13 protein-coding genes and 1 pseudogene are annotated in these 19,590 nt (G+C 45.8%); 5 read left to right on the top strand and 9 right to left on the bottom strand.

Going from position 1 to position 19,590, the window contains the following annotated elements; all coding sequences use genetic code 11:
• Positions 1 to 31: 31 nt before the first annotated feature.
• Positions 32 to 295: a hypothetical protein gene (locus tag AC3FZD_RS15365; RefSeq protein WP_488736874.1), complete on the top strand. Its 264-nt coding sequence runs from the start codon at positions 32 to 34 to the stop codon at positions 293 to 295.
• A gap of 77 nt (positions 296 to 372) precedes the next feature.
• A complete protein-coding gene (locus AC3FZD_RS15370; protein WP_488736875.1) occupies positions 373 to 2,433 on the top strand; it encodes an AAA family ATPase in 2,061 nt (686 codons plus the stop codon).
• A gap of 104 nt (positions 2,434 to 2,537) precedes the next feature.
• Here the strand turns inward: AC3FZD_RS15370 and AC3FZD_RS15375 are convergent, their stop codons facing one another.
• Together AC3FZD_RS15375 and AC3FZD_RS15380 are read right to left on the bottom strand one after the other, a co-directional pair.
• Positions 2,538 to 3,836 (bottom strand): homoserine dehydrogenase, encoded by a 1,299-nt coding sequence (locus AC3FZD_RS15375; protein ID WP_488736876.1) that lies wholly within the window; start codon positions 3,834 to 3,836, stop codon positions 2,538 to 2,540.
• Between the two features lie 44 nt (positions 3,837 to 3,880).
• On the bottom strand, positions 3,881 to 4,384 hold the full coding sequence (locus AC3FZD_RS15380) for a hypothetical protein (protein ID WP_488736877.1): 504 nt from the start codon (positions 4,382 to 4,384) through the stop codon (positions 3,881 to 3,883).
• Between the two features lie 110 nt (positions 4,385 to 4,494).
• Between AC3FZD_RS15380 and AC3FZD_RS15385 the strand changes: the two genes are divergently transcribed.
• Positions 4,495 to 5,493 (top strand): aspartate carbamoyltransferase catalytic subunit, encoded by a 999-nt coding sequence (locus AC3FZD_RS15385; protein WP_488736878.1) that lies wholly within the window; start codon positions 4,495 to 4,497, stop codon positions 5,491 to 5,493.
• Between the two features lie 127 nt (positions 5,494 to 5,620).
• Positions 5,621 to 5,854, top strand: a pseudogene (locus AC3FZD_RS15390) (AAA family ATPase); the annotation flags it as partial.
• A 165-nt stretch (positions 5,855 to 6,019) separates the two neighbouring features.
• On the opposite strand, the gene AC3FZD_RS15395 reads toward AC3FZD_RS15390, so the two are convergent.
• From AC3FZD_RS15395 to AC3FZD_RS15415, 5 genes are all read right to left on the bottom strand, one after another.
• The gene (locus tag AC3FZD_RS15395) at positions 6,020 to 8,452 is read right to left on the bottom strand and encodes an ATP-dependent helicase (protein ID WP_488736879.1); all 2,433 of its coding nucleotides are present in this window, start codon (positions 8,450 to 8,452) and stop codon (positions 6,020 to 6,022) included.
• An 8-nt stretch (positions 8,453 to 8,460) separates the two neighbouring features.
• The gene (locus AC3FZD_RS15400; protein WP_488736880.1) at positions 8,461 to 8,676 is read right to left on the bottom strand and encodes a hypothetical protein; all 216 of its coding nucleotides are present in this window, start codon (positions 8,674 to 8,676) and stop codon (positions 8,461 to 8,463) included.
• Positions 8,677 to 8,814: 138 nt separating this feature from the next.
• The gene (locus AC3FZD_RS15405; RefSeq protein WP_488736881.1) at positions 8,815 to 10,266 is read right to left on the bottom strand and encodes a methyl-accepting chemotaxis protein; all 1,452 of its coding nucleotides are present in this window, start codon (positions 10,264 to 10,266) and stop codon (positions 8,815 to 8,817) included.
• A 25-nt stretch (positions 10,267 to 10,291) separates the two neighbouring features.
• Complete coding sequence (locus AC3FZD_RS15410) at positions 10,292 to 11,380, bottom strand: chemotaxis protein CheW (protein ID WP_488736882.1); 1,089 nt, start codon at positions 11,378 to 11,380, stop codon at positions 10,292 to 10,294.
• 17 nt (positions 11,381 to 11,397) lie between these two features.
• On the bottom strand, positions 11,398 to 12,954 hold the full coding sequence (locus AC3FZD_RS15415; protein WP_488736883.1) for a CheR family methyltransferase: 1,557 nt from the start codon (positions 12,952 to 12,954) through the stop codon (positions 11,398 to 11,400).
• 263 nt (positions 12,955 to 13,217) lie between these two features.
• On the opposite strand from AC3FZD_RS15415, the gene AC3FZD_RS15420 reads away from it, so the two are divergent.
• The gene (locus tag AC3FZD_RS15420) at positions 13,218 to 15,512 is read left to right on the top strand and encodes a diguanylate cyclase domain-containing protein (protein WP_488736884.1); all 2,295 of its coding nucleotides are present in this window, start codon (positions 13,218 to 13,220) and stop codon (positions 15,510 to 15,512) included.
• Positions 15,513 to 15,579: 67 nt separating this feature from the next.
• Here the strand turns inward: AC3FZD_RS15420 and AC3FZD_RS15425 are convergent, their stop codons facing one another.
• Together AC3FZD_RS15425 and AC3FZD_RS15430 are read right to left on the bottom strand one after the other, a co-directional pair.
• Complete coding sequence (locus AC3FZD_RS15425) at positions 15,580 to 17,166, bottom strand: NAD(P)H-quinone oxidoreductase subunit 4 (protein ID WP_488736885.1); 1,587 nt, start codon at positions 17,164 to 17,166, stop codon at positions 15,580 to 15,582.
• Positions 17,167 to 17,323: 157 nt separating this feature from the next.
• Positions 17,324 to 19,351 (bottom strand): NAD(P)H-quinone oxidoreductase subunit 5, encoded by a 2,028-nt coding sequence (locus AC3FZD_RS15430; RefSeq protein ID WP_488736886.1) that lies wholly within the window; start codon positions 19,349 to 19,351, stop codon positions 17,324 to 17,326.
• Between the last annotated feature and the right edge of the window lie 239 nt (positions 19,352 to 19,590).

Here is a 19,590-nt window from a genome sequence, read left to right on the forward strand (position 1 = left end):
ACAATAGAGAACAGTCTTGTATGGATCGCTTATGAGTGTGACTTATTCTAATGGTTTTATGGGGCGGATTTCCCGAATTTTCGCCGCGAAGAAATCGGGCTATGAAACCACCTCTACTCACTCCCATTCAACCCATGATTCGGTTTTAGAACCCCTTAAACAAGCCTCTCCAGAGGTACAAGAGGTAGTCAAACGGGTATTGCAAGCGGAAAAAGATAAGCTACATTTGTCTAGTCCTCGTAATATTAAGGAGGATATTCTTAATATTATTAAGGAAGAAGTGCGAGAACCTTAGTGATGGCATAGGGGAATGGGGGGATAGCGTCGTGGGAGAGGAATTGAAGGAGAGGACAAAAATCAGGGGGATAAACTATGAAATTACTATCGATTAGGCTATGCAACTTCCGGCAATTTTATGGTCAAACACCAGAGGTTAAATTTGCCAGTGGTGATCGGAATATTACTGTTATTCATGGCAATAATGGAGCAGGTAAGACAACACTTTTAAATGCATTTACTTGGGTATTATATGAACGATTTACAGCAGCTTTTGCAGCTCCCGATCAGTTAGTCAATAAACGCTCTCTCTCGGAAGTAGAGCCGGGTAAACCCGTTAAATGTTCTGTAGAATTACAGTTTGAACATGATTATCAGCGCTATCGGGTTGAGCGGCTTTGTCGAGCTTATAATCGGGGAAAAACCGTAGAATATAGTCAAACGGAGTGTTCTCTGTGGGTATCTGGAGATGATGGACGTTGGCAGTTAACCAAGCATCCTTTAGATGAGGTGATTGGGCGAATTTTACCCAAGAGTTTACATCAATATTTCTTTTTTGATGGGGAGCGAATTGAGTCTTGGGGACGGGAAGATAAAAAAGGAGAAATTTCGGAAGCAACAAAGGAATTGTTAGGGGTGGAAGTTTTTGAACGTGCCCTGCGACATTTGAAGGAAGCCCAGAAAAGTTTGGAAGGGGAATTAGAGAGTATTGGCGATCCACAAACCAAACAATTTTTAAGAGAAAAAAGTGATTTAGAAAAACAACGGAAAAGTTTAAGCGATCGCCAAGCAGAAATAGACCAAGAGTTGAGTTATCATGGTCATATTAAGGAAGAGTTAAATAATGAGTTACGCAATCTTAGTGGTGCGGAAGATTTACAACAGCGCCGCGCTGATTTGGAGAAGCAACAACAGGAGTTAAGGCAAAGATTAAAGCAGCTTAAATCGGATCTAAAGCGAGAAATTTCTAATCAAGCTTATACTGTATTTTTACCCTCAGCAATTGAAAAGTTTAGAGCCTTAATGGAGCAGTTACGCCACCGGGGGGAGTTACCGAGGGGAATTAAACAGCAATTTGTTCAAGATTTACTCGCCCAACAAAAATGTATCTGTGGAACCCATTTAGCGGCAGGAAGTCAAGCTTATACTTTAGTCGCACAATGGATGAATAAAGCAGGAGTAGGGGATGTAGAGGAAAGTGCTTTAAAGCTGTTGGGAGAAGTCTCTGAGCTGGAAAATAGGGCGGATTCATTTTGGAAAAATCTTGACTCATTGCACGATGAAACGATGAAAACGCGGGAAGGTTTATCTGCCATTGAAACTCAATTAGATACGATAAGATCCAACTTGAGAAATTATCCTGATTTGGATATTCAAAACCTGCAAAAACGTTTGGATCAAACAGAATCCCGCATGAGTGAGTTGGAGCGGGAAACGGGAGGCAATGAGCAGAAAATTCAACGTTTAGATGGAGAAATTGCCCAAAAAGATAAGCAAATTTCTAAGCATCAATCCAATGAGAAAAAACAGCAGTTAGCACAAAACCGTATTCGGGTAGCGTCGGAGGCAATTGGTTGTATTACGGAAATGAAAAATCGTTTGGATACGGAGTTTCGTTTAGAGCTAGAACGGCGGGTGCAAGACATTTTTCAGGAGATTTCTTTTACGCCTTATTCTCCCCAACTGAGTGAAAAATATGAGTTAAGCTTGCTGGATAAAACGACGTTATTTGAACAACCGGTAGCTGCATCTACGGGAGAAAATCAGATTCTGAGTTTATCCTTTATTGGCGCAATTATGGATCGGGTGAGACAATGGAGCCAGGATCAAATGCATCTGGGGCCAGATAGTAGCACGTTTCCGATGGTGATGGATTCTCCTTTTGGCAGTTTGGATGAGGTTTATCGTCGTCAAGTGGCGAAGAGTTTGCCGAAATTGGCTTCTCAGCTTGTGGTTTTGGTGAGTAAAACTCAGTGGAGAGGGGAAGTGGAGGAAGAAATGGGCGATCGCATTCAGGAAGAGTATGTGTTAGTCTATCATTCTCCTAAACCCGGCTGTGAAGCTGACTTTCTCTCTAGATTCGGTCAACAATATCCCCTGGTCAAAGCCAGCGATAATCAATTTGAGTATACTGAAATTATCGCCATTCGGGATTAGTCACCGTGCTTCCCTCGGCATAAGGGTGAAGGGTCATTAATTGAGTTTATGCTCCTGCCCACCCTATTTTAGATAAATTTAGATGAAACCGCCTACCGGGATATTCATAATACCCGGATGACACTGGGTACAGAGTCAATTGCCTCTAAACCCTGGACTTCGGCTAATGCTTGTCTAAAATTGCCTTCACGGGTTTCATGGGTGACAATGACGATCTCCGCTAAATCATCCCTGAATCCAATTTGCACCACCGACTCTAAACTCACTCCCTGATCGCCAAAAATCATCCCCAAATGACCGATGACTTTGGGACGATCTTTGGCAATAAGACGGATATAAAAGCGGCTTTCTAGCTCTTCAATCGGGGTTAGGGTGCAATAGTGCTGATGGGTGCAACTGAGCAGGGGGTGGGGAATGGGTTCGCTTTCGGTTTTGAGGATGGCGGCAATATTGATGATATCAGAGGTAACCGCGCTGGCGGTGGGGCCAGATCCTGCTCCTTGGCCGTAGAACATCACCGGGCCGATGGGGTCACCTTCGACTAAGATGGCGTTAAATACACCATTAACGCTGGCTAGGGGATGGGTATGGGGTAGTAGGGTGGGATGGACGCGAATTTGGAGATGATCGATCGCATCTGGGGAGGGATCTCGACGGGCGATCGCCAAGAGTTTAATCCGAAATCCCAGTTTTTCAGCATAACTAATATCGGCTGCATTGATGGAGCGAATGCCTTCACAATAGACTTGCTCCCGCTTGACTCGACCGCCAAAGGCTAGAGCGGCTAAAATGGCTATTTTATCGGCTGCATCTAAGCCATCGACATCTGCTGTCGGATCGGCTTCTGCATAGCCTAAACTTTGGGCATCGGCGAGAACTTCCCCAAAGTCCGAGCCTTCCTGCTGCATCCGGGACAAAATATAATTGGTTGTGCCGTTAATGATACCAGTGACCGATTGAATTCGGTTCACCCCCAAGGCTTGTTTGAGGGGATTAATCACCGGAATTCCTCCCCCTACTGCCGCTTCGAGCATCACATATACGCCCTGGGCATTAGCCGCATCATAAATTTCATCACCATAGCGGGAAATTACGGCTTTGTTGGCGGTGACGATATGCTTACCATGGGCGATCGCCTGAAGAATGAGCGATCGCGCTGGTTCCAAACCGCCGATTAATTCCACCACAATATCCACGGCTTCATCAGTCACAATGGCTTCGAGATCGGTAGTGAGTAACTCATCGGGCACTTTTACCGCTCTCGGTTTATGCAGATCTCGCACACCAACCCGATACAAGTTTAGGTCACCTAAGAGGGGATGCCGTCCTTCCGGGTTCAATAAAATATCAACCGTTCCTGCTCCTACGGTTCCTAAGCCTAGCAAGCCAATGTTATATGCCACAGTACCAATCTTAAAAACAATGGATTATTCTTAAAAGTTTACCATTAAAACCCAATCGGTTCACCGCGATCGGTAAATTTTACCTCTTGGATATTCCACTGGGAAGACTGGGTTAAGGTTTGCTCTAAGCTACCCAAGAGGGCCATTCTCTCGCAAGTAGAGAGGGAGACAAACAGACGCTCAGATTGGGGAGAGAGGCGAAAATCAATAGTGAGGCTATGGTGTGCTGGGTTGGGTTGCAAACGATAACCGGCGATCGCAAAATCAGCCGTTGTTCCCTCTTCTATGAGCTGATGTATCGTTGCTTGTAGGGCATTTTGTTCGGGGACTTTAATCTCCTTTTTGACAAAGGTTTCACAAAAGAGATCGAGCTGGTATGTTGTCACCGCGATCGTCTCCACCGGAGAAGCATCAGGGTTTTGGGCGAGTTCGGACAGGGACACAGGGGTAGGAGTGGGTTCTGTGGGATGGGTGGAGATACATCCAGACAGACTCAGGGCGATGGCTACACTTAGGGGGGCGATCGCTTGGCGATAGATTAAGGGCATGATCCGGGAGTAATGAGTGACACTTCAGACCCTTCATCAAAACCTAGATTCGATCCGCCTAATTTCCTGTAGAGTAGCTATGGCAGTTTAGCGATTACCCATTTCTCCCCATGTCGTTTAATCATCCCCATATCCTGTCCTTAGCTGACTTCACTCCAGACGATTACAACACCGTTTTACAGACCGCCGCCAGTTTTTCTGATGTCCTTTCTCGACCCACTAAAAAAGCCAAAAAACTGCCCACGCTTCAGGGACGAGTCGTCACTAACCTCTTTTTTGAACCCTCCACCCGCACCCGCAGCAGTTTCGAGTTAGCCGCTAAACGCTTATCTGCTGACACCCTCAATTTTACCCCCGGTTCCTCTTCCCTCTCCAAAGGGGAAACCATCTTAGATACCGCCAAAACCTATCTAGCCATGGGAACCGATATTATGGTGATCCGCCATCAAGAATCAGGAGTTCCCCAGGCGATCGCCGCCGAATTGGATCGCCTGAATGCTAATGTCGGCGTTCTCAATGCGGGGGATGGTCAACACGAACACCCCTCCCAAGCACTGCTCGATCTCTTTACTCTCTGCTTCCTTCTCGATCCTCAAGCGCCCCGGTTAGAGTTACTTTCTGGTAAAAAAATTGCCATTGTCGGCGATATTGTTCATTCTAGGGTCGCCCGTTCTAATCTCTGGAGTTTAACCGCGACTCAATGTGAAGTTCACCTAGCTGCACCGCCCACCTTATTACCCCCATACTTTGCCCACTATGTATCATCTCAATCTCAAGAAAGACCCGGAAAAGTCTTTGTCCATTGGTCATTAGAACCGGCTTTACAGGATGCTGATTTTGTGATGACCTTGCGTCTGCAAAAAGAGCGCATGACTCAACATTTACTACCTAGTGCCAGGGAATACCATCATCGCTTTGGCATTACCCGCGATCGCCTCAAACTCTCTTTACCTAGTGTTAAAGTTCTCCATCCCGGCCCCGTCAACCGAGGCGTTGAAATTAGCTCCGATCTCATGGACGATCCCCAATTTAGCCTCATTTCTCAACAAGTCAGTAGTGGAGTCGCCGTCAGAATGGCCCTACTGTATTTAATGGGAGGCGGAAAGTAGGGCTTCATTGCATAAGCCTGAAGAGTGTGCCATAATTCCCTCCTGGTGATGCTACTATAGTCAACAGGCAATAGGTGAAAAATGGTCACCTATTCCTGATTTAAAGACCCAGTACCAAGAGTCACTCATGCTTATCGAGTTTCGTGTTGGCAACTACAGATCTTTTAAAGAGACTGTCACTTTCAGTATGGTTGCCGCTAATCTCGTCTCTAAACATGAAGAAATTGATGAAGATAAGAGTTTTAAGGTCAATGAAAATCTAAAACTGCTCAAGAGCGCAGCTATCTATGGAGCAAACGCCAGTGGGAAAAGTAATCTGGTAAAAGCGTTAGGTTTCATGAAGTGGTTTATCATTACAGCGCTTCGCGCGGTAATGAGGTACAGTCGGAAAAGATCTCCCTAAATCCCCCTTAAAAAGGGGGACTTTTACTGCCCCCTTTTTTAAGGGGGGTTGGGGGGATCGAAATGTACCGCATAGCAGCGAAAACTGCTGTATAGCTCTCAATCAGTTTCTTTGATGATACTTTCAATTTTTAACTGACATCACAGAGTCAGGAAATTGACGCTTTAAGGCATTAAATACAGGACAAACCGGTTGCGCTTGAAGACTCATTTGGCGATTGACATTAAACTTACTCCAAGTAAAAGGAGATTTCTGAGCCGCAGACATCCATAAGAGGCGTTTAGCACGAGTCATGGCGACATAGAGTAGGCGATATTCTTCGGCAGTTTTCAATTGTTCTGCTTTTTCCCAAGCTTCGTTTCCCTCTGGAATGGCTTCACCATGCAAATAAGCGCGTATTTGGGCGCGAGCGACTTCGGCTAAACTAAATTCTCCTAAAAATTGGGTTTGGGGAGGAGTCCAGAAACTGCCAGGAATCATGTTTTGGTGCAAGAAGGGCAAAAAGACATAATCCCAGTCCAATCCCTTGGCTTTGTGCATGGTAATAATGGTAAGCTGATTGGGCCGCATATAAGGGGAATCATCGGCGGTCTCTACTTCCACTGGCTCAAATCGTTCTGATTGCACAATTTCAGTTAGAACTCTCAACAGGGCTGATAGGGACTCCTCGCCTAGGGTTTGCTGGGCGACTCGTTCTGCGAGTTTATCGGCAGTGGCGAGTTCGTTTTGGCTATAGCGTAGGGTGAGACCGAGAAAAGGAATGAGTTGGTGAGGGGGGAGGTCTAGTTGGGCCCGCAGGAGGGCACGACAGGTGCGCCGGGCGCTTTTGCTGGTCTCGTCTCCGGGAGAGTCAAGAGGGCCGGGATAGAGAAAGACTTCGGGTAAGCTGGCGAGGGCGTTGAGGTCTTGGGGGGGAATGAGGCGACGCTGGACGAGGACGGTGAGGGCTGCTTTGAGTGCGTCGGAGGAATGGGGACGTTGGAGGAAGTTGAGGAGATTGAGGATTTCGGCGGGAACGTGGGAGTGGCGATCGCTTTCAGCCACTTCAAAGAGGTTGATTTCGGTTCCGTAAAGTTCCCGCAGTTGATGGGCGATAAACCTGCCTTGGTCGTTGGTGCGTACTAGGACGGCGGCATTGTGATAGGGGTCTTGGATAAATAGGCTTTTAATGCGATCGCCAATCCATTCTACCGTTTGGAAGACATCACGGGGAGTATAGAGTTCTAAACCCTTGCCTTCAGGGGCTGGGTTAGCGTTCGGTTGCGGGTCTTCTGGGGGTACGGGTTTAATGAGTTGGACGCTGAAGGGCAAGGGGGCGGATTGATTTTGGCGCTGAATATGCCGGTTAACCCATTGCAACATGAAGTTAGCAGCGTCGAGAATAATGAGACTACACCGCCCGGCACAGTCAAGGGCGATCAGTTGGTTTTGGGTGCGTAGGCGATCGCAAAATTGGCGAAAATAAATCGGATCGGCTGGCGTAAATGTGGAGTTAATGGCTTGGTTGGGATCGCCCACCCGCATCAGATTGATGGTGGGTTTAGAGGTGGGTTGATCTGTATTTTCGCTAGAGGTAAGGGCGGGTTCACTGGTTCTCTGGTTTGGAAGCCAAGATCTGGGTGAACCCGCCCCTACGGAACCCGCCCCTACGGAACCCGCCCCTACAAAAGCACCATCCTCTTGGGCTAAAATCTCTAGCAATTTCGCTTGTAGGGGACTGGAGTCTTGGGCTTCATCTTCAAACACAGCAAACACCTGGTTTTGCCATAACCGTCTCGCGCCCACATCTTCCAGAACCCGCAAGGCTCCCAGAATCATGTCATCATAATCAATTAAAGAGCGCGATCGCAGTTGCTGTTGATAGGTTTCGTAGAGTCCAGCAGCAATGCGTAAAATCGGGTAGTCATCTCCTGAGTGTTGGCTTTCCTGAATTTGCGCCAGCTCCAAGAGATCTGAGGGCAATAAACCGGAGCTTTTGGCTTCATGGATCGCCGTATAGGCTAAGTTGGGTAATACTTCAGTCCGCAGCACCCCTTGACGGCGCAACCGTTCCGTTTCTTCTCCCTCTGACTGGTTGCCTTCTAGGAGCCTTTGGTAGAGTCGGGGATGGCTATTAGCCCAGTATTCCACACTTTGGCGCAGCAGTTGGTGCGATCGATTGGGGGAAATTAGGGTAAGCGCATCTAAACTGAGGGTAGATAACTCTGGGTGGCGTGTGGCAATTTGTAGGGCTAATCCATGGAGCGTATGCACCACAAAGCCGGTGGAGGGTAAACCCAGGGTTTGCAGATGGCGGCGAATTTTGCCCTTCAGACTAGCGGCGGCTGAACGGGTAAAGGTGACGACAACCAGTTGATGACGGATATGGAGACGATTTTGGGCAATGGCGATCGCCGCAGCTCCTGCCATCCCCGTAGATTTACCCGATCCAGGCACAGCAGAGACGGCCAATTCTCCACCCTGCCAGTCTGTCATTTCTCGCTGTCCTGCCCGTAACTGGCTGCGGATCGCATTTAATCCGGTTTCTAAGAGTGGGGTTGAGAGTAAATCAGTCAAGGCAATTTCTAAAGGATAGCGGAAATTTCATTAACCGTATGGATGCGGCCTTTGTAGACAGCGTGCAATAACCGATCGATGGCAGCACGTTCTTCATCAACGAGGGAATCTTCGAGGACAGCAGCTAAGAGTCCATAACAGTCAGCTTGGGTAAGGGTTCGCGTCGTGCTGGCTTGGGCGAAGAGTTCGGGTATGGCAAAGGGGAGTAGGCGTAGTTGAATCATAATTAGGGATTAGAACTCATACTATTTTTAGTATGAGAGAAAATGAAGAGGATCGGGGTGATGACTATCGGGACAGGGTGTGATGTTCATCAAGATTTGGGTTGATGGAGATCACTCAAATAGGAGTGCGAAATTCTCCTAAATAATGCTTTTTAAGCTTAAGGAGGCTTCGTTGAGTTTTTGTGTGCCGATGCGGGTTTGGGAGATACTGGTGGCGGTTTCTTTGGCTCCTTGGTTAATGGCATTCATAGCTTCTACCACTTGTTGAATGGCGATCGCCTGCTGTTTGATGTTTAAAGAGATTTGCTGGTTATTCAACACCACATCATTAATCGCTTCAGCCACTCCACTAAAGGCTTGAGCCGTTTTTTGGGCAATATCTACCCCAGTCGTCACCGTTTTTGTTCCTTCTTCCGTCACCATCACCGTTGAATTAATCGACCCTTGAATATCCATTACTAAGGCATTAATTTTATCGGCTGATTTGCGACTTTGATCGGCTAATTTACGGATTTCACTAGCGACGACAGCGAAGCCTTTACCATGTTCTCCCGCCCGTACTGCTTCTACCGCAGCATTGAGGGCTAACATATTCGTCTGATTAGCTAGATCACTCACCAAAGCGGAAATATTACCAATTTGTCCGGTTTGTTCACTGAGCAAAACAATTTGTTGGGCGATTGCACTCACCTTTTCCCGTAAATCCTCCATCCCTTGCAGAGTATTGTCCACTGCTTGACTGCCCCCTTGGGCCAACGCCAACGCCTGTTGAGCCGCCGATACCGATGCTTCCGCTTGCTCCGAAACCTGGCGCGAAGAAGCCCCCAATTCATCCATCGTTGTCGTCGTTTCATTCACCGAAGAAGCCTGTTGAGTCGCTGTCCGCTCTTGCTGCTCCACCGTAGCCGCAATTTCTGAAGAAGAAGAGGCAATTTCTTCTGTAGATTGATTAATCACCTTAGCCAATCCCCCAGCAATCCACAAGGCGAAAGATACCGTCACCACAATTAAACAAATCGTTCCTAAAGAAATCACCCAAATCAATGTATTCAGAGCATCAGTTGCATTTTGAGTTTCTAACTTGAGAACATCTTCTTCCACCGCCGAAAATTGATTGGCTAACTGATCGAATACTGTTACAAACTCCGTACCCTGACCAGAATTAAACAGGGCAATTGCTTCATTCTTTTTCCCTTGATTGATTAAAGTATGTGTCCGATCTGAAAACAGTTGATATTGATTTTTCAGATCGATCATCTCATTTAAACGAACTTCTTGCTCCGGATCTTCTACCACAGCCCTTAAATCCATCGCCACCGCATCAAACTCACGAGAATATTGTTCATATTCTTGTAAAAACTGGGAATTTTCAACCGCCAGATATCCTCTGCTGCTGCGAATTATTCCCTGTCCATTCAAGCTTAAACTCCCAATATTTATAATGATTTTTTGAACTCGCTCCACCGTTTGAAATGTATCAAAAACCTGCTCTGCTGTCACATAAACCCAGCCTGAAACTAACGCTGTAAAACCAATAGGTATGGCATAGCTAAACAGCAGTCTTTCTCTTAGTTTTAAATTAGAAAACATCTATATCTTCTCCTCAAAAATATAATTAACTAGCTTCATTTACCCTTAATTCTGATCGGCTCAAAATTTTTTTCAAATCGAGTAATCCCATCATTTTTTTGTCGTAAGTAACTGTTCCTCTTAGATATTCTTCATCGACTACATGCACTGCTGTGGGAATCGGTTTAATTTGGGATTTGGATAAGTAGATGACATCAAAGACTTCATCAACAACTACACCAACCACTAAGCCTTCGGTAGAAACCACCACTGCTCGCACAGGAACCCGATCATAGTTTAGATTTAAAACAGAGCCAATATTCACTAAGGTAACAATTTCACCTCGGAGATTAATATTGCCCACAATATGCCTAGGACAGCAAGGAATGGGGGTGACTCGTTCAATAGGCGTAAATTCTCGCACCAATTCTAAATCTATACCAAAATACTCTTCATTTAAGCCAATCACCGCAATCGGCATTAAGCCTTTTAGATCTTCATGAGCTAGAGTCTCTCTTAAGTTTTTCGCCCTAGAGCGAAAAATTTCTCGCTCTTTTTCATTAGCATGGGGGCAAAATAAAGGCCGATTTAGGGTATAAATCGTCTCATTTTCAGCATCGGCTGCTTCTTCTTCTTGAATCTCTGAATCAACAGGAGTCAGATCGATATTTTCAACTGGTTGAATCAAGGCTTCAGCATTTAAAACCATGATAATATCTTGATCGACTTGAGCTAGTCCCTGTAAACAAGGGGTAAGGGAGAGCAAATGAAGGGATTTTTTTTTGCCGAGAGTACGGTTTAGTCGTCTCTGGGAAAATTGAGTTGAAATTTGCGATATATCAATCATCTCCACTTCATGGACTTGATTAACAATAATACCCATTCGCATGTCTTCATAATGCAAGACGATTACACTATCACTGACTTTGTATTCCTGAACTGCATATCCGAGTCTACACTCAAGATCCATAACGGGAATAATTTCACCCCTGAGATTGAGAACTCCAGCAATATCTCGTGCAACTTCAGTGACTGGGGTTAACTCCGGTAAGAAGAAAATTTCTTCTACATAGAGAGCATCTATCCCGTAGCGTGAACCGTTCAGGCTAAAAGTAATAAACGGTTGTTTTTCCATACTCACCATTCTGAACTTTATTGAAGTTCTTTTAAGCACTTCTTAATAAACATCAACAATTCTTCATTAGAATAGTCTTCTGATGCTGTTATTTTAGCATCTTGGGGATGTTTTTGTAATAAGTCTAGGGCAATGTTCCAAAACTTACGGGCTTGTATTTTATTTCCTTGTTGAGCGTAGAGCGAACCCAAATCTAAGTAAGCAGAGATTAACTTCGGTTCTAGATAAATGATCCGTTTTAAGTATAATTTTGCTTGCTCTAGTTCCCCTTTTTCTTCGGCAATTTGGGCGAGTAAATAATAAGGATCGATGGCAAAAGCGCTAACGGATAAACACTCATTCGCATACTGAATGGCCAAATCTAATTGGCCTAAGTTAGCATAGGACTTAGCCATGGACAGTAAGGTAACAAAGTCCTTGGGATTCTCCTGTAAGTATATCCGGGATTTTTTGATTATATTTGTATAATCTTTTTGATTAAACAGATGTTCTAGCTCTTGGCTTTTCTGATTGTTTTTTGGAGGTAAATTACGGACTACAGGAGGTTTTGAAGCATAGGATTTTAGCGGGTAAGGGGTTGTGGAAGGGTTAGAGGGTAAGCCTTGATTCCCTTGAGCGGGAGGAAAGGGCAAAGGAAAAACCGGTTGATGGGGTAAGTAGCGATCAAAAGAGTTGCTTTTTTTCTTTGGATAAAGATGATTTTCTTTGCCCAAAGAACATTTTTTCTGATAAACAATTGATTCGGGAAGAACTTTAACTTGAAAGCAATTTAAGTTATGGCCATATAGTTCTGTGTGGCTGGTGATCAAATAGGTATTATCTTTGAGAGCATGGCAGAATTTTTCCAAACAAATATCAATCGCTTCTTTGGTCAAGTAGATAAATACATTACGACAGATGACTAAATCAAAACTTATGGGTTGACCCTTGTGTTTGGGGACAGAATCTAGACTCAGGTTATGGGTTTGAAAATCAACTATTTTTTGCACATCTGAATTGATTTTCCAGTATCCTTTTTGAGCTTGAAAGTAGGAATTTTTTAATCGGGGTTCCACCAATCGAAATGACCAATCATTGTATAATCCTGTTTTAGCTTTAGCGATCGCCAGAGCATTGATATCGGTTCCGAGAACTCGCAGATGCCAATTTCTCCAGTCCGGGAGCAACTCCATGAGCAAAATAGCTAAAGAATAAACTTCCTCTCCTGTAGAACATCCAGCACTCCAAATATTTAAACTGGGGCGATCGCCTCTTTGCTCCTCATCCTGATACCGTTGCTTACGAATCAACTCTGGCAGTAAATCGTTACGCAGGAGCTGAATTTGTCCCTGATCTCGGAAAAAATAACTTTCTCCCGTCGTCAGGATATCAATCAGAGTCTCCCACTCTTGATCGCTGCGATCGCTGCGATTGGTCAACAATCGATAATAATCGTCAACTGAAGGCATCCGTAAACACCGAGTCCGGTCAATAATGTTCTCACATAACCGCTCCCGATCTTTATCCCGGATCGCCAATCCCGTCTTCTGGTTAATCAACTGAATCAATTGCTCTGCCAGGAACACATTTATCATTAGACCCTAAGTTTTCTCCCTTAGCCTCGATCGATACTTCCTCTTAACATAGCATCACCCGGTTGTACAGTTGATACCTCTTAAAATCTACCTCTAATCCTTGACCAATCCCTCACCCTTCCTCTGAGTCACCCTTCCCCTCTCATTCAATCCTTCATGAAGTTTACTTGACAATCGCCACATCGGAGAATTGCAGACACTATAGTACAAATATCCCCTTAAATCCCATTGTATTACTTGTTGTTGTTGTGTCATCTTTTAACATGACTGATCATGAAACCCGAAACGATCCTACATCTTTCCCTTCCTCCCCCTCTGCTAAAACCGCCATCAGCTTTGGACAAATACCCCTTAGCCTGAACTCTAACCACACTCAACTAGACTGGATTGAGGGAGTTTTGTGGTCAGCTCATCCCGTCACCCTCAATCTGCAAGAGATCAGTCCACAGATTGAAGCGATCGCCCATTATCCCCTCAAGAAATTCCAGGAAAATCCCCATTTTTGGCTGGATCTGATTCATCCTCAAGACCGGCCAGGTGTTCAACAGCAGCTTACCCATCTCTCCCACCATAACCCATCTCTGCTCAAACTCCGTTACCGTATTCTCACCCGCACCGGACAAATTCAATGGGTACAAACTCAAGTGCGACTACTCAGTACCGATCGAGTAAATTCTGGTAGTGGAGTTCACTACCCAAGTATGCTCCAAGGGTTTACCACAAGCGTTTATCCTCCAGTCGATCTCCCCGATCCCCTTGAAAGCTGGTTATCCTGTGTAAAACCCCTATTATCTTCGGTTTTGGCCCAGTTACCCCATGTAGCAATTGCGATCTTAGATCGCGACCAAGAAGTCTTACGCATGGGTGAACTTTGGCAAACCGGGGACAACTCCGATGCATTCGATCCCCTAATCCAATGCTTACTCAAGGGTAAAGAACAAGATAAATCGCAAATATGGCCCGTTGGCGATCGCCTCTATCAAGGCTCTTTTTCCCAAGCAATCGCCCCTGAATCCATCCCTTTTGGTATCATCCTCATTCAAGAAATCTCCCCCAGTCAGCAAAAATACCAAACCCTCTTTGACCTCCTCCCCATTGGTATTGTGTTCACTGATGAACAGGGAAAATTTATAGAAATCAATGCTGCTGCTGAAACCATTTTAGGCGTTCCTAAAGACCAAATTGAGCAATGGTCTTATGAAACCTTTGAGCAAGTTATCTTTTTTTCAGAAGCAGAATATGACAGGCAAAAAAATCAACATTATGAAGCTGGGATTTTAAGTCCTGCTGGGGAAATGACTTGGTTACAACTAGATGTTTATCCTATGGCTCTCAGGGGATATGGCAATATCTTAAGTTATAGTGATATTACGGCTCAAAAACTCGCCGATTTAGCCTTAACCAAGCAGGCAGAACGAGAAAAATTGATGCGGATCATTACTCAAAAAATCCGTCAAAGCCTAAATTTACAAGAAATTCTAGAGACTACGGTATCCGAAGTTCGGTTAATCTTAAATAGCGATCGAGCAATCATTTATCGCTTTAATGCCGATACTAGTGGTGTCGTTATGGCCGAATCTTGCCGTTTAGGGACTGCCTCAATGTTAGGCTGGAAAATGAGTAATTTACGGACTTTTTCTCCGGAATGGTTGAAACACTATTGTCAAGGTAAGATTCAAGTAATTGAAGATATATCCAAAGCGGGCTTAGATCTTGCGTATTGCCAATTATTGCAAGCTTTTCAAGTCCAAGCACAACTGAGTGTACCCATTATTTTAACCGCCCTACCGACTCATAACGATCGCCCTTTTTCCTTCTGCCATCTAGAGGATGAAGCCCATAAATCCCATTATCTTTGGGGACTCTTAATTGTCCATGAATGCGATCCATCCCTGGGGGAGATCGCCCATCACCAACATTGGAAACAATTAGATATTGATTTGCTTAAACAGTTGGCAGCTCAAGTGGCGATTGCCATCGACCAATCGTTTCTCTATCAACAACTAGAGAAAGCCAATCAAGAACTCTATGGTTTAGCCACCAGTGATGGATTAACCCAACTGGCTAATCGTCGTCATTTCGATCAATCCCTTTGCCAAGAATGGCAACGATTGACCAGAGAAAAACAACCGCTCTCTTTAATTTTGTGTGATATTGATTTCTTTAAGCGTTATAACGATACCTATGGCCATCAAGCCGGAGATGATTGTCTTAAACAAGTAGCTCTAGCCATTAAAAAAGTGGTTAAACGTCCTGCGGATTTAGTCGCTCGCTATGGGGGTGAAGAATTTGTGGTAATGCTGCCCAATACTCCAGCAGCAGGAGCGATTGCTATTGCCCAAAACATCCAAAACCAAGTGCAAGTCTTGCAAATTGGCCATCGGAATTCCAGCGTCAGTCTAGTGGTGACCTTAAGTCTAGGAATAGCCACCTGTATTCCCTATCCAGAAATGGAGCCAGTAGCGTTACTCAAATCTGCCGATGAAGCTCTATATCAGGCAAAAGCTCAGGGACGGAATCAGTGGGTTTATGCGAATCAATTAACAATTAACAATTAACAATTAAAGAAGCCAGTAGTGTTAGTAATCACTACTGGCTTGAAAAGGAGGAAATTTTTAATTTCAGTTAAATCTGAGGTGCAGTCATCCCTTGAGCGATATCACCAGGAAGTTCTTGAACCGCAACCGATGAAGATTCAACCAATGTGGGTACTGCATTGCGTAACCTTGCCGTATATTCGACTGTGGTTGGATCGTAAATTTGGGTCACAATTTTGGGATAAAGTCCGATCCCGATAATGGGAACCAGCAAACAGGCAATAATAAAGACCTCGCGGGGTTCCGAATCGACTAATACCTCATGTTCGACTAACTCCTTGTTTTCTGGGCCATAGCAGATTTCCCGCAGCATGGACAACAGATAAATTGGGGTTAAAATCACGCCAACGGCAGCCAGGAAGACCACCAAAACCTTAAAGGTGGAACTGTAAGCATCACTGGTGGTAAAGCCGATAAATACAGTTAACTCAGCCACAAAACCGCTCATACCGGGCAGAGCTAAAGAAGCCATGGAGCAAGCTGTCCACATGGCGAACATCTTCCGCATCTTTTGACCAACTCCGCCCATTTCATCCAACATGAGGGTATGGGTACGGTCGTAGGTTGCTCCCACAAGGAAGAAGAGACTCGCCCCAATTAAGCCATGGGAAATCATTTGTAGCATTGCGCCACTGAGTCCCAAGTTGGTAAAGGAACCTAAGCCAATGAGGACAAACCCCATGTGGGAAATGGAAGAGTAGGCAATTTTGCGCTTCAGGTTCCGTTGGGCAAAAGAGGTGAGGGCAGCGTAGACGATATTCACTACCCCTAGGATGACCAAAACGGGAGCAAAGACGGCATGAGCATCGGGTAACATACCGGCATTCATGCGGATGAGGGCATAGCCTCCCATTTTGAGGAGGATACCAGCAAGTAGCATGTGTACGGGGGCTGTGGCTTCACCATGGGCATCGGGGAGCCAGGTATGGAGGGGAAAAACGGGGAGTTTGACGGCGTAGGCAATGAAGAGGCCAGCATAGAGGAAGAGTTCTAAGTTTAGGTTATAGTCCTTAGCGGCGATCGCCTGCATATCAAACGTAACCGTATCCCCATAAAACGCCATTGCCAAAGCCACCAGCAGGATAAATAGGGAGCCACCTGCGGTATAGAGGATAAACTTGGTGGCTGCATAGAGCCGTTTTTTCCCGCCCCAAATAGAGAGCAGCAGATAAACCGGGATTAACTCCAATTCCCAAACCAGGAAAAAGAGCAACATATCCTGAACCGCAAATACAGCAATTTGTCCGCCGTACATCGCCAGCATCAGGAAGTAGAAGAGCTTGGGCTTCATAGACACGGGCCAAGCGGCTAACATGGCTAAAGTGGTGATAAAGCCCGTGAGAATAATCAGAGGCATAGATAAGCCATCTGCGCCCACTGACCAATTGAGGTCAATTTGGGGAACCCAGGCATATTTTTCCACTAACTGCAAATCTGGGTTGTTTAAGTCATAGCCCGTGCAGAAGGCATAGACAATAAAGGCAAAATCAATCAGTCCGACAATCAGAGAGTACCAACGTACTGTTTTCCCCTCCTCGTCTGGGATAATCGGCAGCAGTAGAGAAGCCGCAATGGGAAACAGAATGATGATCGTTAACCAAGGTATATCAGTCATAGCGTGTTTAGTAGGTAGGGGTAGGGGGATGGGGAGATGGGGAGATGGGGAGATGGGGGGATGGGGGGATGGGGGGATGGGGGGATGGGGGGATGGAGAACTCCCAATACCTTATTACCCATTACCTGTTCCCTGTTCCCTATTCCCCATTACCCAATTAACTGATTCCAGAGAAGATCACTAAACCCAAAACTGCGCCAAAGACGATGAGAGCATAGAATTGGGCGCGACCATTTTCTAGATATTTGAGACCTTCACCGGTAATTAGGGTAACAAACCCGGTTAAGTTCACCGCACCATCGACGACTCGGAAATCGACTTCCATCACCTGTCTGGCAACCCGGCGCATTCCCATCACAAAGACGGAATCATAAATCTCGTCAAAATACCATTTGTTAAGAGACAACTGATACAGGGGTTGAATGGATTTGGCGATCGCCCCTGGATCGATTTTACGACTCAGATACATCAGGGATGCCAGGGTAATGCCGATTAAACCCACACCGACCGAGCTTCCTGCCATGGGCAAAAATTCTGACCATTCAAACTCAGCCGCCGCTTCAGCCATGTCGAAGGTTTCACCGGGAGCATGGATAAAGGCTTCAAAATAGTTAGCAAAGGGTGTGCCCACCAAGCCAACTAACACGCTAGGAATGGCCAGCGTCATCAGGGCAAAGGTCATAGAGAAGGGGGACTCATGGGGACTATGGGCATGATGATGTCCATGATCGTCATGATGATCGTGGCTCCCTGAACCAGCAACACCGGCTGACTCGCGCACCTGTTGGCGGATGGCTTCATCATTGCCCTTAAATTCGCCTTCAAAGGTGGAGAAATACATGCGGAACATATAGAAGGCGGTAATTCCAGCCGTTCCCCAACCAATGGCCCACAGGAGGGGATTGGCGGCAAAGGCGTTGCCGAGAATTTCGTCTTTTGACCAGAATCCCGCAAAGGGAGGAATGCCACAAATGGCCAGAGTACCGATTAAAAAGGTGGTTGAGGTAATAGGCATATATTTACGCAATCCCCCCATTAACCGCATATCTTGGGCTAAAACGGGGTCATGACCGACGACTCCTTCCATGCCGTGAATGACGGAACCGGAGCAGAGGAAGAGCATGGCTTTGAAGTAAGCATGGGTCATCAGGTGAAATAATCCCGCGCTATAGGCTCCAATGCCCATGGCCATAATCATGTAGCCCAGTTGGGAAACTGTGGAATAGGCTAATCCTTTCTTAATATCATTTTGCGTAATGGCAATAGTCGCGCCTAAGAAGGCGGTAAAGGCTCCTGTCCAGGCGATTGTATCCATGGCGACAGGGGTATGCTCGAAGACGGGGTACATGCGAGCCACTAAGAACACACCAGCCGCTACCATGGTGGCAGCATGGATGAGGGCAGAGATGGGGGTGGGGCCTTCCATTGCGTCAGGCAGCCATACATGGAGTGGGAACTGGGCTGATTTGGCTACGGGGCCTAAAAAGACCAAAATGGCAAATAGACCAGCCAAAAAGCTAGAAATTACGCCCTCTGAGATTAAATCGGCTAGGTTCTCACCCATGGCTTCAAACTCGAAGCTACCGGTGGCCCAATAGAGGCCGAGGATACCGAGGAGGAGGCCAAAGTCACCGACGCGGTTAACCACAAAGGCTTTTTGACAGGCTTCGGCGGCGGCGGGGCGATCGTACCAAAATCCGATGAGTAGGTATGAACACATACCCACTAATTCCCAAAAGACATACACTTGCAGCAGGTTGGGACTGACGACTAAACCTAACATGGATGAGCTAAACAGGCTCAAATAGGAATAGAAGCGCACATATCCGGGATCGTGGGCCATGTAGCCATCGGTGTAGATCATCACCAGGAAAGCTACAGTGGAGACGATCGCCAACATCACTGAAGTTAGGGGATCGATCGTATAGCCCATCGTTAGATGAAAATCACCAGCCGATGCCCAGTCTAGGGTGTAAGTATAGACAGCATGGCCTTGAATTTGGCTCCACAATAAGGCAAAAGACCCTGCCATGGCAGCCCCTAATAGGGATACAATCACCACAGCATTGGCCTGCCGTAAGCCGTTCGTTGCTTTGTTGAAGGAGATGAGACCTAGGCCAACCAGCATTGCGCCCACTAGGGGCAGCACGGGGATTAACCAGGCGTATTCATAGAGGTATTCCATTGAAGATCAGCCAACTTGAAAATGTCCTATTTCTGGTTGAAAACCGTTCATTATTGTGGCACACCCCTTGCCGGGTTGGAACTAAAGATTGTTTTAAGATCGGTCGGGATGGGGGAATGGGGGGATGGGGAGATGGGGAATTGATTACGAAAAGATGTAAAAAATTGATAAAAATTCATTAAAATTTATTAAAAATCATACTCGTTCATTTTAGTTCAAGAAACTAGCCCAATTGCTTT

The sequence above is a fragment of the Roseofilum sp. KMC-1 genome, from assembly GCF_057802075.1.

Excerpts from the sequence above, each read along its gene's own strand:
- AC3FZD_RS15365 (WP_488736874.1), top strand. The coding sequence starts at position 32 with ATGAGTGTGACTTATTCTAATGGTTTTATGGGGCGGATTTCCCGAATT.
- AC3FZD_RS15370 (WP_488736875.1), top strand. The coding sequence starts at position 373 with ATGAAATTACTATCGATTAGGCTATGCAACTTCCGGCAATTTTATGGT.
- AC3FZD_RS15380 (WP_488736877.1), bottom strand. The coding sequence starts at position 4,384 with ATGCCCTTAATCTATCGCCAAGCGATCGCCCCCCTAAGTGTAGCCATC.
- AC3FZD_RS15385 (WP_488736878.1), top strand. The coding sequence starts at position 4,495 with ATGTCGTTTAATCATCCCCATATCCTGTCCTTAGCTGACTTCACTCCA.
- AC3FZD_RS15400 (WP_488736880.1), bottom strand. The coding sequence starts at position 8,676 with ATGATTCAACTACGCCTACTCCCCTTTGCCATACCCGAACTCTTCGCC.
- AC3FZD_RS15405 (WP_488736881.1), bottom strand. The coding sequence starts at position 10,266 with ATGTTTTCTAATTTAAAACTAAGAGAAAGACTGCTGTTTAGCTATGCC.
- AC3FZD_RS15410 (WP_488736882.1), bottom strand. The coding sequence starts at position 11,380 with ATGGAAAAACAACCGTTTATTACTTTTAGCCTGAACGGTTCACGCTAC.
- AC3FZD_RS15415 (WP_488736883.1), bottom strand. The coding sequence starts at position 12,954 with ATGATAAATGTGTTCCTGGCAGAGCAATTGATTCAGTTGATTAACCAG.
- AC3FZD_RS15420 (WP_488736884.1), top strand. The coding sequence starts at position 13,218 with ATGACTGATCATGAAACCCGAAACGATCCTACATCTTTCCCTTCCTCC.
- AC3FZD_RS15425 (WP_488736885.1), bottom strand. The coding sequence starts at position 17,166 with ATGACTGATATACCTTGGTTAACGATCATCATTCTGTTTCCCATTGCG.
- AC3FZD_RS15430 (WP_488736886.1), bottom strand. The coding sequence starts at position 19,351 with ATGGAATACCTCTATGAATACGCCTGGTTAATCCCCGTGCTGCCCCTA.